Raw genomic sequence first — 12,143 nt, forward strand, 5'->3', positions numbered from 1 at the left:
GCAATGAATGGGCACAAGATCATTTTGGCCGCGGTGGCTCTCGCTGCGCTTTCGGCATTTGGCGCGGCTCCGGCCACGGCGAAAGACTATCCATTTTGCAGAAATACCGGAGGCGGGCCCGGCGATTGCCGATACGATACGCTGGAGCAATGTCAGACCGCGGTGTCGGAAACCGGCAGTTATTGCCAGCCGAATTACTGGCTGTCCCAAACGGGCCAAGGCATCCAGCAGCCTCGCCCCCGCCGCACGCCTCGTTCCTGAATCGAAAGATCGCACCGCGCGCCGTCATTGTGGCGGCACGCGCGTTCGCGTGCGCAGATGACGCGCATGATCGATGATGTCGCCTGTTATACACGGCGCGATGTGTTAAGCTGAATTTTCCCCTAACGCATTCGAAACAGGCAGGCAGACGCAATGCCACTGCCCGTGTTTGCGCGGTATTTTTTCATGAAAGCAATCGCTTTTCAGCGGCGTTGTCATTTTGGACGCAATCTTAACCGTGTCATTTTACTCAAATGAAATTCCCCCATGCGCCTATGGCAGCGAACGCAGAAATGTCGTTGTGAAGGACCAGCCAGAACGATGACCCCCCGGTCCATCAGCTATCTCCGAGCAGCTTTGCAGCGGGTCAAACTCCAGTTCATGCGCTGCTTGCCGTGCGGCGGCGATTACAGCCTGCGCCGCAAGCTGCTGATCGGCACAGGGCTAGCGCTCATCTGCACAGCGATCCTTGCCATCAGTGTGATCGGCCAGTCGCTCGACGATTATCGGCACGCCCGGCAGAATCTCCGCGGGCTGGAGAGTTTCCGGCTCATCCTCGATACCGCCAATCTTCTTTCGGCCGAACGCGGGCCGTCGAACAGCGTGCTGGGTGCGACCGCCGCGGAGCACGGTGCGCTGCGTGAACGTCTCACCGCATTCCGCGCGCGGTCGGACGCGATTCTCGATCAATTGTCCACGAACGCCGGTGTTCCTGGGGAATTGCTCGCTCCGACGAAGGCGCAGCTTCAGAAGGGTCGGCAGGAGGTGGATCGCGTCGCGGCCATTCCGCGCGATCGCCGCGGTCTGCAAGACGTGCAGTCCGTCATCGAGAGGATGTTTGACGTGGTCGATATCTTTCAATCCGTCATCGTATGGAAAGCCGGCGATCTGACGGCGCAGAATCCCGAACTGGCCGCGCCGGTGATGATCGGGCGAATATTCGGCGAACTGCGCGAGTTTGGCGGCAGGATCGCGTCGCAGATCATGGCGCCGATTGCCGTCAGTCAGCCGTTGCAGCTAAAGCATCTTGTCGACAGCAACAGGACGCGTGGCCGCATCCTCGAACTGTGGCGGTTGGCTGGAAATCAGAAGGTGATCGGTATTCACGATCCGCGTCTGGCGTCTGATCTTGGCGATATTGAACTTATGTTTTTCGGCGAGGGCCTTGGCATTCTTGATGGCCTGATCGCGGAGGGCCGCAAATCCGGCAATTACTCCATGACGGCCGACGAGTTCACCGTCCGTTTCGTCAACACCCTGAAGCCGCTCGAGCGTCTGCGCGGAGATTTTCTCGACGTCACCATCGAGCGACTGACCGCGCTGCGCAACGGCGCCCTTGCGACCCTTGTGGTGACGATCGCCATCACGACAGTCATTCTTGCCATTATGGTCGGCCTGCTGATTGCAGCCCAGCGCTTTGTGTTCGGTCCGCTGATGCGGGCGCGGGAAGCCGTGATCGTGCTGGCGGAAGATCGGCCCACCGTGCCTTATCCGGAGCCGCATCATGACGCCACCGAGATGCGGCGGCTGTTCGACGCCATCGCGATTCTGCGCGACAGTCTGGCCGAGCGCGCCTCGCTGACAAAGAAGCTCAAGCAGCAGGCGGAGACCGACGGTCTGACAGGGCTGATGAATCGCCGCGCGCTCGACATGATCGGCGAAAGTCACACCAGCAGTCAGGTGATGGCGGACGGCGCCTGCCTGATTCTCATGGACATCGATCATTTCAAATCGATCAACGACCGCTATGGTCATCTCGAAGGCGATCATGTCCTTAAAGAGACCGTGCGGCGGGTCCGCCCGATACTGGGCCAGAACGATATCTTCGCCCGCTTTGGCGGCGAGGAGTTCGTCATCCTGATTCCGGGGCACGATCTCAGCGAAGCGAACGCCCTGGCAAAGAGAATTCGCGCCGCGCTGGAAACCAACGAGATCGTTCTGTCCAGCGGCGCCGTGCTGACCGTGACGGCGAGCTTCGGTGTCGCCAGGGGCAATCTCGGACAGTTTGCATGGCGGCGGCTGGTCGAAGCCGCCGACGCCGCGCTCTACCGCGCAAAGTCCGACGGCCGCAATTGCGTTCGTCATTCGTTGATGCCGCAGCCGACGCTGGTGCCGGACCTGCCGGACGACGGTGATCTGAACGCTCCGCGTGAAGTTCCGCCGCAGGTGCTGAAGATTGTCGGAGCAGCATTGGCGGCGAAGCGTTCGTCGTGAGTCGTCAGGACATCATGGGGCTTGTGGCGTCCAGATCCTGACCGCGGCGGTATCCAGCTTCTTCGGGATCAAACCTTCGCCCAGGAAAGCATCGGCGATTTTCTGCTGCTCGGTGAGGCCCGCAGGCGTGACAGCGCCGACGCCGTAGCTGCGGTGGCTGTTGGCTTCCTCGACGGTCGCAGCGTCGATACCCCACAGTCCGGCCAGCAGTGTGGCGGCTTCCTTCGGATTGGCTTTCACCCACTGTCCTGTCTCGCGCAGCTTGGCGAACACGATGTTCAGCACGTCGCTGCGGCGGTCCGCAAAGGTTTCCGAGGCAAGATAGTAACGCTTGTAACTTGCAAGGCCGCCGCTGCCGTCGCTGAGAACCCGTGCGCCGGACTGCCGCTGCGCGCTGGTCAGGAACGGGTCCCACGCCACCCACGCATCGACGTTGCTGCTGACGAACGCCGCGCGTCCGTCGGCCGGGGCGAGATAGGCCGGTGAGATGTCCTTGAAGTTCAATCCGGCCTTTCCAAGCGCCGCGAGCAGCAGATAGTGGCTGCCGGCGCCCTTGGTCACCGCGACCTTCTTCCCCTTCAAATCCGCCAGCGTCTTGATCGGCGAATCCTTGGCTACGAGAATCGCCTGCGCGGCGGGCGACGCGCTCTCTTCTGCGACATAAGCGAGCTTCGATCCGGCTGCCTGCGCGAAGATCGGAACAGTGTCGGCGACATCCGCGCCGAAATCGAGATTGCCGACGCCCAGCGACTCCAGCAGTGGAAGGCCGCTGGAGAATTCATGCCAGGAGAGCTTCACGCCGAGCGGCGCGAGCGCCTTTTCCAATTCGCGGTTGGCGCGGAGAACCGCGATCAATGTCGATGACTTCTGCAAGCCGATACGGATTTGATCGGCGGGCTTGTCCTGCGCGGTCGATGCTGTCGCTGCGAGCATGATCGATGCGGCGGTGAGTGCGCCGGAAAGCAATCTGGAACCGGATAATCTGAAGCGTTGAGTCATCGTTTCTTGATCCTTGGCATGGGGTGATCCGCTGACCTTGCTTGGGAAGCGCAATCATGACGGCCTCTGGCAAGAGACTGTAGGAAACAAGCCGGACAATGAGTTGCCAAAGTTCCGATACCCGCCGCGCGTTTCATTCTCAATTTCAACGGTGGCGTGAAATGAATGCGCGACGACAAATTGTTGCTTGTTGTGCGCGCATGAGGGGTCGGGGACTTCAATGCTGTGGTTTGTTTGGCTCACACCGGCGTGATGAAAATCGGTGCAGAAAATCAATCTGCGTTCAGTGCGCTTCCTGAAACATTCGTATTGAGCGCGCGCATGACGACAGCGCGGGCATCGCTATTTTCCCAGAGCACTCGACACTCCCAATTCGCGTGATCATCATTCCAGACCAAGGACGCGGCGATATGCGCGTTCCTGTGCTGGAGATCTGGAATGAAGCGACGGGAATTTCTGAAACTGTCTACGGCGGCCGTTGCCGTTGCAGCATCGCAGGGTGTGTCGCGCGCGCAGACGGCGGTGAAGGAAGTTCGCATCGGTTATCAGAAAACCGGCGTTCTTGTGATTGCGCGTCAGCAGGGAACTCTTGAGAAGCGGTTTGCTGCCAGCGGCGTGTCGGTCAAATGGATCGAATTCACATCGGGGCCGCCGCTGCTGGAAGCGATCAGCAACGGCGCCGCGGATTTCGGTGCGGTTGGAGATTCGCCGCCGATCTTCGCGCAGGCTGCGAACGCCAACATCGTTTATGCCGCGGCATCGCCGATCAGCAACGGGCAGGGCATTCTGGTTCCTTCCGGATCAGCGATCCGTACGGTTGCGGACCTCAAGGGCAAGCGCGTCGGGTTCACCAAGGGGTCGAGTGCGCACAACATTGTCGTGCAGACGCTCGAAAAGGTCGGGCTCACCTATGAAGACATCACACCGGTCTATCTGACGCCGCCGGATGCCGGTCCGGCCTTCGCCAACGGCAGCATCGATGCATGGGCGGTGTGGGATCCGTACTTTGCCATCGGTGAGAAGAAGCAGAACGCCCGCATTCTCATCAATGCGTATGAAGTGGCAAAGACCAACGCCTTCTTCATCGCCAATCGCGACTTTGCCAACAGGCAGCCGGGGCCGCTGCGCGACGTGATCGCGGGTCTGGAGGTGGCGGCGCATTGGGCGGAGAACAATCGCGATGCGGTAGCAAAATCGTTGCACGAGATCACCGGCGTGCCGCTCGAGATTCAAGCCCTGGCCGCGAGCCGCGCCTCGTTCGCCATCGGCCCGGTGACCGACGGGATCATCGAGACCCAGCAGGGTGTCGCTGATCGTTTCCACAAACTCGGACTGATCCCGAAGCGGATCGCTGTCCGGGACATTGTCTGGAAGTCACCGCAGACCTGACGCGTCATCATCTCCAGCCGCTCTCCTTCACAAGGATATATCCATGCACACACGCCGCGCGTTTACGAATCTCACTCTGGCGGCCTCCGCCGCGGTCGCGTTGTCTCTTGCAGCGCTCCTGCCGGTCACGTCTGCACAGGCCCAGGACAAGGTCGTCCGCATCGGCTTCCAGAAGTACGGCAAGCTGGTGCTGCTGAAGAGCAAGGGCTCGCTCGAGCCCGCGCTGAAGGCGCTGGGCTATAACGTTGTCTGGACCGAATTCCCGTCCGGCCCTCCGCTGCTCGAAGCGCTCAACGTCGGTGCGATCGACTTCGGCAATACCGGCGAAGCCCCGCCGATTTTCGCGCAGGCCGCCGGTGCGCCGATCCAGTACGTCGCCTATGAGCCGCCTGCGCCGCAAGGCGAGGCCATCCTTGTTCCAAAAGACAGCCCGCTGAAAACGGTCGCCGATCTGAAGGGCAAGAAGGTCGCGCTGAACAAGGGTTCGAACGTTCACTATCTACTGGTGAAGGCGCTGGAGAAAGCCGGCGTCAAATACAGCGAGATCACGCCGGTGTTTCTTGCGCCGGCTGACGCCCGCGCAGCCTTCGAGAAGGGCGCGGTCGATGCCTGGGTGATCTGGGACCCGTTCCAGGCAGCGGCGGAAGTGGCGACGCAGGCGCGCACGCTCGCGGACGGCACCGGCATTGTCTCGAACTACCAGTTCTATTTCTCGTCGCAGAAATTCCTCGCCGCCGATCCGAAGGTCGTTGATCTGGTGCTGGCGCAACTGAGCGAAGTCGACGACTGGGCCAAGGGTGACATCAAGGCGGTTGCCGAGCAGCTCAGTCCGTCGGTGGGCTTGCCGGTGCCGGTGCTCGAACTGGCGCTGAAGCGTCAGTCCTATGGCATCAAGCCGATCAACGACGCCGTGATTGCCGAGCAGCAGCAGGTTGCAGACACGTTTCTGTCCCTCGGCCTGATCCCGAAAGCCATCAAGATTTCCGACGTTGCAAGAAAGTCCGGATCATGAGTGCGAATACGACTCCTGCCAACGTTCTCTGGTTTCTGCCGACCCACGGCGACAGCCGCTATCTCGGCACCACCACCGGCGGACGCGAAGTGAACTTCAACTATCTGCGCCAGATCGCGCAGGCTGCCGATCAACTCGGTTATTTCGGTGTCCTGCTGCCGACCGGGCGAAGCTGCGAAGACTCGTGGGTGGTCGCGTCCGCGGTCGCGCCCTGGACCGAGCGGCTGCGTTATCTCGTCGCCGTGCGTCCCGGTCTGCAGTCGCCGAGCGTCGCGGCGCGCATGACCGCGACACTGGACCGGGTGTCGAACGGGCGGCTGCTGATCAATGTCGTGACCGGCGGCGATCCGGTCGAGAACAGGGGCGACGGCATCTTCCTCGATCACGACGAGCGCTACGCCGTGACCCGCGAGTTCCTGAACGTCTACAGCGATCTGCTCGCCGGCAAGACCGTCAACGTTCAGGGCAAGCATATCTCGATCGAGGATGGCCGGCTGCTGTTCGAGCCGGTGCAGTCGCCGCGCCCGCCGCTGTATTTCGGCGGCTCGTCGGACGCCGGTATCGATGTCGCGGTCGACACCGTCGACAAGTATCTCACCTGGGGCGAGCCCCCGGCGCAGGTGGCCGAGAAGATTGCGAAAGTGAAGGCCGCGGCAGCCAAGAAAGGCCGCAAGCTGACCTTCGGCATTCGCCTGCACGTCATCGTGCGCGAGACCAACGAGGCAGCGTGGCGGGCGGCGGACGAACTTATTCGGTACGTGACCGATGACACCATTGCCGCGGCGCAGAAGATCTTCTCGCGGATGGATTCTGTCGGTCAGCACCGCATGGCGCAGCTTCACGGCGGGCGCCGCGACAAGCTCGAGATCAGCCCGAACCTGTGGGCCGGTGTCGGCCTGGTGCGCGGCGGCGCCGGGACGGCGCTTGTCGGTGACCCACAGACGGTGGCGGCGCGCATCAAGGAGTATCAGGACGCCGGTGTCGATACCTTCATCATGTCCGGCTATCCGCATCTCGAAGAGGCCTATCGCTTCGCCGAACTGGTGTTCCCGCTGCTCAACCTGAACCAGTCCAGTGTTCCACATCTGCGCGTCAACACCGGGCCCTTCGGCGAGACCATCGGCAACGACTTCCGTCCCCAGAAGCAGGCCTCGTCGTCATGAGTCTCGCAGAAACCCTGTCACAAGCGCGTTCGCGCAGCTTCCGCATTCCGCGCGCCGACGGGCTGACGCAATGGATCGTGCCGCTCGTCATTCTGCTGGTCTGGCAGGTGGCCTGCGTCACCGGATTTGTGTCGGCACGGGTGTTGCCTGCGCCGTCCGATGTGGCGGTGGCGGGGTGGAAGCTGCTGCTGTCGGGTGAGCTGGTCCGCAATATCTGGGTCAGCTTCTGGCGCGCCAGCGTCGGCTTTCTGATCGGCGGCGGCATCGGGTTCATTTTCGGGCTGGCCAATGGCCTGTCGCAGCTCAGCAACAAGCTCACCGACACCACGTTGCAGATGGTGCGCAACGTGCCGCATCTCGCGCTGATTCCGCTGGTGATCCTGTGGTTCGGCATCGACGAGTCGGCGAAACTCTTTCTGGTCGCGCTCGGCGTGTTCTTCCCGATCTATCTCAACACGCTCCACGGCATCCGCACCGTCGATCCACAGCTCATCGAAATGGGCCGGATCTACGGCATGGGCAACGGCGAACTGTTCCGCCGCGTGATCTTCCCCGGGGCACTGCCGTCGATCTTCGTGGGCCTGCGCTTCGCGCTCGGCATCATGTGGCTGACGCTGATTGTGGCGGAAACCATCGCGGCGTCGTCCGGGCTCGGTTACATGGCGATGCAGGCGCGCGAGTTCATGCTGATCGACGTCGTCGTCCTTAGCATTCTGATCTACGCCTTGCTCGGCAAGGTGGCGGATTCAACCGCACGCGTGCTGGAGCGGTTCACGCTGTCCTGGCACCCGGCATTCCAGAAACATTGAGGCTCTCATGCAGCAACTGGTTCGACTTGTGCCATCGAGTGCCGAAAGTTTGCAGGCCGCAGAACTGATCCGCCGCGCGGCCTTCGTTCGCGAAGACAAACGCGAGCCGGTTGCGTCCCGGGCGCTGTCGTTGACGATCCGGGGCCTTCGCAAGTCCTTCGGTAGTAACGAGGTGCTGCGCGGGATCGATCTGCACATCCCGGCGGGGCAGTTCGTTGCCATCGTGGGCAAGTCGGGGTGCGGCAAGAGCACGCTGCTGCGCTTGATCGCGGGCCTCGATAAGCCCACAGGGGGCACGATCGAGTTCGGCAATCATGAAGGCAGCCCCGGCGATCATGTCCGTGTAATGTTTCAGGAGCCGCGGCTGCTGCCATGGGCGCGGGTATTATCGAACGTCGAAGTCGGGCTCGGCCGCGATCGCGACACAACCGACGCGAAGACGCGCGCCGACGAGGCACTTGTCGAGGTCGGTCTCGATGACAAGCGGGACCAGTGGCCGGCGGTTCTCTCAGGCGGACAGAAGCAACGCGTGGCACTGGCGCGTGCGCTGGTCAGCCATCCGCGGGTTCTTGCCTTCGACGAGCCGCTCGGCGCGCTCGATGCGCTGACGCGGATTTCGATGCAGCGGCTGCTTGAGCGTGTCTGGCGCGATCAGGGGTTCACCGCGATCCTTGTGACGCACGACGTGTCGGAAGCCGTGGCCCTGGCGGATCGTGTCCTGGTGATCGATGACGGCCGGATTGCGCAGGATATCGATGTCGATCAGGCGCGCCCGCGCCAGCGCGGCTCGGCGGAGCTCGCGGCACTGGAAGGCAGCATTCTGCGCGAACTGCTCAAGGAGACCGGCGAACTGGCCGGCGCATGAGGCCGTCATGAATTCGATTGTCCGCAATATTCGTGAAAGCAGGCTCGAGGCGTCGGCCGACAATTTTCGGAACGCGATGCGCTCGCTCGCTGGTGGTGTCAGTGTCATTACGGCGGGACGGGGCAACGATCTGTCCGGCATGACCGTGACATCGGTTTCGTCGCTGTCGGTTGAACCGGCAACGCTGATCGTCAGCATCAACCGCAAGGCATCTTCGTGGCCGCTGGTGCAGCGGCATGGTGTGTTTGGCGTCAACATTCTCAGCTCCGATCACATCGATATTGCAGAGCGGTTTTCCGGGATCGGCGGGCTGAAGGGCGCCGAGCGCTTTGCCGGCGCTGAGTGGATCAGCCTCGTTTCCGGCGTGCCGTTGCTGGCCGGCGCGCTGGCCGCGTTCGACTGCGAGGTCGAGCATGTCGTGGAGCGCCATTCGCATGCCATCGTGATCGGGCGCGTGCTCGATTTGCGGGTCTCGCGGGGCAAGCCGGCGCTGACCTACTGGCAGGGCCAGTATGTCGCCCTCGACCAGAACGAGGACGCGGTGCGGCTTGCGGAGGTGAGTTTCCCGACATCGCGGGCACTCTGGCAGATCTGACGGCCGCGCGCCTGTCGATGAGCCGCCTATATCGAGCGCCTGCAAATCCTATGAGATGGCTATATTCGCGGCGGCGCTTCCCTCTCGAATTCCAATGACGTTTCGCTCATCTGGATAGCGTGACCATGCGTGGTCGCTATCGAGAGGAGGCCGCCATGTTATTCCATCTCACGCCCGCAGAACGGCTGGGCAAAGCCGTGGATCGCTTGCAGTCCACCGATGTGGTGACGGCCGGTCTCGTGTCGGAGATCATCGCGGAATGCTGCGATCGCCTTCCGGTTTCGGGTCAGGGCCGCGCCGCTGCGCATCTGCGCGAGCTGATAGAGGCCGGCGCCTGGACTGACGCGGTCGTGATGCTCATGGAGACGGAACTGCCGCGATGGAGGCTGCGTCGCCTGGTGTATGACGAGGGTGAATGGCACTGCGCGCTCTCCCTCCAGCGCGATCTTCCTGATTGGCTGGATCAGGCAGTCGAGACCAGCCATTCCGAGCTGCCGCTGGCTTTGCTCAAGGCATTCGTCGAAGCAAAGAGGCGCGATGGCGAAATTGTCGAAGACGCGCGCCGTCCCACAGGTCTTGGTGTCTCGCCGCAGCAGCCTTCAGTGTCCTGCGAGAACTTCACCTGAATCGCGGTCGCTGCGTGAAGGTGTTCGGGCTGGATCCAAAGAAACGCTTCCAACATGGCGCAGTCATCCAACACGCCGAACGGCGCGATATCCGCGCAAGTGTTTGTCCGGTTCTGTTTGCGGATCGTCGTCCTCTGCGTCTTCGCGACGCTGGGAAGTGTCGGTTTCGGCAGGAGCCTTGCGGCGCTGTTGTGGTTCTCGACGGTCCTCTGCACCCTCGCCGCGATACTGCGCAGAGAATTGCCGCTGGGTTCGACGCTGACGCATTGGGATGAGGGCGCCGCTTATGGCGCCCTCTACTGCCTGACGCTGACCATCAATCAGGCGGGCGGCTCCTGACCCGCAACTCGCAATCCCCGGCCTCCATCACTTTACTTTCCCTATGAGACAGCCATGGCTCTGTTCTCGAATTCATATGCCGGTGATCGGATATTGGCGGAGTGCAACTCCACAGGATTGCCCTCAGGCAGTTCCCCATCTCTCCAACAAAGCTCTCATCAGGAGACGAATCGTGAAGCAGACTGAACCTCCGTCGTGTCGCTCCGGACTTGTATTTGTCGGTAAAAACAGTCGCGGCAACTGGGTTGCCCAGGAAGAGCACGGTCTTTTCGGCGGCCTTTTCATTAACCGCGCCGAGGCGATCCGATATGCACTGTTCGAGAATGGCCACCGGCCCGAGGCCGTGGTGACGGCACCAAATGGACTCGAGATCGACATGGGCCGGACGCCACACTCCTCCGATCTCGCGCCGGCACGCGCCAACGACGAAAGCGCCGCTCAGCGGCGGGCCGCGTGAGGCATCGTTTCAACCCCCTGCCAGTCCGGACATGACAATGCTTAAGCCAGTATCAGATCCCGCGCGCGAGCAGATCATCCGAACCATGATCGAACTCACACGCCCGTCCAGCCTTCACCGGATTGCCGTCGCCGGCAGCGAGAGTGCGGAAATCGATCTTGAACTGCGGCGCCGGGGTTATTTCCGGGTCGCGACGACACTCACCTGTGTGCCACGGGCGCAATATTCGATTGGACTCGTCGTCGGTCAACATTCGCTTCACGCCCTTGAAACCGCGTTGACCCAGATTTCTCATTTTCTGAGTGCGAACGCGACGATCGCCGTCGTGATTGATTCCTGTGAGAAAGGCCTTGGCCTGAAGGTTCGGGATAGGCTGGAGCAACTCGGCTTTCGAATCCAGGCGGGTGTGAAATGCCATCGGCAGTTCGTGCTCGCGGCGCACCGGCACGGTTTCAGCCACATGGTCAAGGCGGCGTAAAAAATGCCTTCGAGGATGAACCATCCGGCTCCCTGGTTAGCTGGCTACATCTGCGATCTGCCGACGCCTTTCGGCGACAACGACGAAATCGACGCGGCCGCGTTCAGGCAATTGTGCGAGCGTCAGATCGCGGCCGGCGCGAAAGCGCTTGTGGTCGGAGAAACGACTGGCGAAGACTCCACGCTGTCGCTGCCGGAGCATTCGGCTCTTGTTCGTATCGCAGTCCGGGCTTCACGTGGCCGTGCGGCGGTTATTGCCGGCGCGGGCTCCAACTCGACGAGCCAGGCCATTGAGTTGTCAAGGCGGGCCGAGGCGGACGGCGCCGACGCGGTGCTGTCCGTGGTGCCTTACTATAACAAGCCGACGCAGGCAGGCATCTATGCCCACTTCCGGACCATCGCGGATTCGACGCGGCTGCCGATCATTCTGCACGATGTTCCATCCCGAACGGTCCGCGAGCTGGCGGATGACACTCTCGTGCGGCTTGCGGAATCGGATCAGTTCATCGGCGTGAGAGATGCAACCGGCGATGTTGCGCGCCCGTTGCGTTTGCGGCCGCTGGTTCGGCCGGATTTCCGGCTGCTGTCGGGAGACGACAGGACCGCGCCAGCCTTCCTGGTTCACGGAGGCGACGGATGCATGTCGGTGACATCGAACGTCGTGCCGGAACTCTGCCGGCAACTGTATCTCAATTGCAAGCAGGATGAATTGCGGTTTGCGCGGCACTCCGCATTCCGGATCGGGCAACTGACGGATGCATTGCTGCGGGAGGCTACTCCCGCTCCGCTGAAGTATGCGCTCAGCCTGTTTGGCCTGATGTCGCCCCGTCTCCGTCTGCCGCTTGTTGAATTGACAGAGCCGGCAAAAGCGGAGGTTGCGCGGGCCGTAGCGCTGGCCTGCAACGGCGCGAGGCCTGAGTCGTTGAACTGCGGCTGA

General features: G+C 62.0%; 14 protein-coding genes. 12 read left to right on the forward strand and 2 right to left on the reverse strand.

What is annotated here, in order from left to right; translation table 11 throughout:
* The first annotated feature begins 3 nt into the window (after nucleotides 1-3).
* Together HMPREF9695_RS26065 and HMPREF9695_RS24335 are read left to right on the forward strand one after the other, a co-directional pair.
* Complete coding sequence (locus HMPREF9695_RS26065) at nucleotides 4-261, forward strand: DUF3551 domain-containing protein (protein WP_006023582.1); 258 nt, start codon at nucleotides 4-6, stop codon at nucleotides 259-261.
* 321 nt (nucleotides 262-582) lie between these two features.
* Nucleotides 583-2,475, forward strand: coding sequence for a GGDEF domain-containing protein (locus HMPREF9695_RS24335; protein WP_006023583.1), 1,893 nt, complete (start codon nucleotides 583-585; stop codon nucleotides 2,473-2,475).
* Nucleotides 2,476-2,487: 12 nt separating this feature from the next.
* Here HMPREF9695_RS24335 and HMPREF9695_RS24340 read toward each other — a convergent pair whose 3' ends face one another.
* Nucleotides 2,488-3,474 (reverse strand): aliphatic sulfonate ABC transporter substrate-binding protein, encoded by a 987-nt coding sequence (locus HMPREF9695_RS24340; protein WP_006023584.1) that lies wholly within the window; start codon nucleotides 3,472-3,474, stop codon nucleotides 2,488-2,490.
* A 438-nt stretch (nucleotides 3,475-3,912) separates the two neighbouring features.
* Here HMPREF9695_RS24340 and HMPREF9695_RS24345 point away from each other — a divergent pair, with 438 nt between their 5' ends.
* The 9 genes from HMPREF9695_RS24345 (at nucleotide 3,913) to HMPREF9695_RS24385 (ending at nucleotide 10,729) form a co-directional block, all read left to right on the forward strand.
* Entirely contained in the window at nucleotides 3,913-4,863 is a 951-nt protein-coding gene (locus HMPREF9695_RS24345) for a sulfonate ABC transporter substrate-binding protein (RefSeq protein WP_006023585.1), read from the forward strand.
* Between the two features lie 43 nt (nucleotides 4,864-4,906).
* The gene (locus HMPREF9695_RS24350; protein WP_006023586.1) at nucleotides 4,907-5,875 is read left to right on the forward strand and encodes a sulfonate ABC transporter substrate-binding protein; all 969 of its coding nucleotides are present in this window, start codon (nucleotides 4,907-4,909) and stop codon (nucleotides 5,873-5,875) included.
* Complete coding sequence (gene ssuD / locus HMPREF9695_RS24355) at nucleotides 5,872-7,038, forward strand: FMNH2-dependent alkanesulfonate monooxygenase (RefSeq protein WP_006023587.1); 1,167 nt, start codon at nucleotides 5,872-5,874, stop codon at nucleotides 7,036-7,038. Before HMPREF9695_RS24350 ends, ssuD begins: the two co-directional genes overlap by 4 nt.
* A complete protein-coding gene (locus HMPREF9695_RS24360) occupies nucleotides 7,035-7,847 on the forward strand; it encodes an ABC transporter permease subunit (RefSeq protein WP_006023588.1) in 813 nt (270 codons plus the stop codon). Before ssuD ends, HMPREF9695_RS24360 begins: the two co-directional genes overlap by 4 nt.
* Before the next feature lie 7 nt (nucleotides 7,848-7,854).
* A complete protein-coding gene (locus HMPREF9695_RS24365; protein WP_006023589.1) occupies nucleotides 7,855-8,712 on the forward strand; it encodes an ATP-binding cassette domain-containing protein in 858 nt (285 codons plus the stop codon).
* A 7-nt stretch (nucleotides 8,713-8,719) separates the two neighbouring features.
* Complete coding sequence (locus HMPREF9695_RS24370; RefSeq protein ID WP_006023590.1) at nucleotides 8,720-9,307, forward strand: flavin reductase family protein; 588 nt, start codon at nucleotides 8,720-8,722, stop codon at nucleotides 9,305-9,307.
* Nucleotides 9,308-9,462: 155 nt separating this feature from the next.
* Nucleotides 9,463-9,933 carry a hypothetical protein gene (locus HMPREF9695_RS24375; protein ID WP_006023591.1) on the forward strand — a complete coding sequence of 157 codons (471 nt, stop codon included), beginning with the start codon at nucleotides 9,463-9,465 and terminating at the stop codon, nucleotides 9,931-9,933.
* Nucleotides 9,934-9,987: 54 nt separating this feature from the next.
* Nucleotides 9,988-10,272, forward strand: a complete 285-nt coding sequence (locus HMPREF9695_RS24380; RefSeq protein WP_006023592.1) for a hypothetical protein — start codon at nucleotides 9,988-9,990, stop codon at nucleotides 10,270-10,272.
* Between the two features lie 172 nt (nucleotides 10,273-10,444).
* Nucleotides 10,445-10,729: a hypothetical protein gene (locus tag HMPREF9695_RS24385; protein WP_006023593.1), complete on the forward strand. Its 285-nt coding sequence runs from the start codon at nucleotides 10,445-10,447 to the stop codon at nucleotides 10,727-10,729.
* Between the two features lie 52 nt (nucleotides 10,730-10,781).
* Here HMPREF9695_RS24385 and HMPREF9695_RS26515 read toward each other — a convergent pair whose 3' ends face one another.
* Nucleotides 10,782-11,231 carry a hypothetical protein gene (locus tag HMPREF9695_RS26515; RefSeq protein ID WP_157224016.1) on the reverse strand — a complete coding sequence of 150 codons (450 nt, stop codon included), beginning with the start codon at nucleotides 11,229-11,231 and terminating at the stop codon, nucleotides 10,782-10,784.
* Here HMPREF9695_RS26515 and dapA point away from each other — a divergent pair.
* Nucleotides 11,211-12,143, forward strand: a complete 933-nt coding sequence (dapA, locus tag HMPREF9695_RS24395; protein WP_006023595.1) for a 4-hydroxy-tetrahydrodipicolinate synthase — start codon at nucleotides 11,211-11,213, stop codon at nucleotides 12,141-12,143. The genes HMPREF9695_RS26515 and dapA overlap by 21 nt on opposite strands.

This window comes from Afipia broomeae ATCC 49717, from assembly GCF_000314675.2.
GTDB lineage: Bacteria > Pseudomonadota > Alphaproteobacteria > Rhizobiales > Xanthobacteraceae > Afipia > Afipia broomeae.

Coding starts and splice junctions, on each gene's coding strand:
- HMPREF9695_RS26065 (WP_006023582.1), top strand. CDS start 4: ATGAATGGGCACAAGATCATTTTGGCCGCGGTGGCTCTCGCTGCGCTT.
- HMPREF9695_RS24335 (WP_006023583.1), top strand. CDS start 583: ATGACCCCCCGGTCCATCAGCTATCTCCGAGCAGCTTTGCAGCGGGTC.
- HMPREF9695_RS24340 (WP_006023584.1), bottom strand. CDS start 3,474: ATGACTCAACGCTTCAGATTATCCGGTTCCAGATTGCTTTCCGGCGCA.
- HMPREF9695_RS24345 (WP_006023585.1), top strand. CDS start 3,913: ATGAAGCGACGGGAATTTCTGAAACTGTCTACGGCGGCCGTTGCCGTT.
- HMPREF9695_RS24350 (WP_006023586.1), top strand. CDS start 4,907: ATGCACACACGCCGCGCGTTTACGAATCTCACTCTGGCGGCCTCCGCC.
- ssuD (WP_006023587.1), top strand. CDS start 5,872: ATGAGTGCGAATACGACTCCTGCCAACGTTCTCTGGTTTCTGCCGACC.
- HMPREF9695_RS24360 (WP_006023588.1), top strand. CDS start 7,035: ATGAGTCTCGCAGAAACCCTGTCACAAGCGCGTTCGCGCAGCTTCCGC.
- HMPREF9695_RS24365 (WP_006023589.1), top strand. CDS start 7,855: ATGCAGCAACTGGTTCGACTTGTGCCATCGAGTGCCGAAAGTTTGCAG.
- HMPREF9695_RS24370 (WP_006023590.1), top strand. CDS start 8,720: ATGAATTCGATTGTCCGCAATATTCGTGAAAGCAGGCTCGAGGCGTCG.
- HMPREF9695_RS24375 (WP_006023591.1), top strand. CDS start 9,463: ATGTTATTCCATCTCACGCCCGCAGAACGGCTGGGCAAAGCCGTGGAT.
- HMPREF9695_RS24380 (WP_006023592.1), top strand. CDS start 9,988: ATGGCGCAGTCATCCAACACGCCGAACGGCGCGATATCCGCGCAAGTG.
- dapA (WP_006023595.1), top strand. CDS start 11,211: ATGCCTTCGAGGATGAACCATCCGGCTCCCTGGTTAGCTGGCTACATC.
- HMPREF9695_RS26515 (WP_157224016.1), bottom strand. CDS start 11,231: ATGGTTCATCCTCGAAGGCATTTTTTACGCCGCCTTGACCATGTGGCT.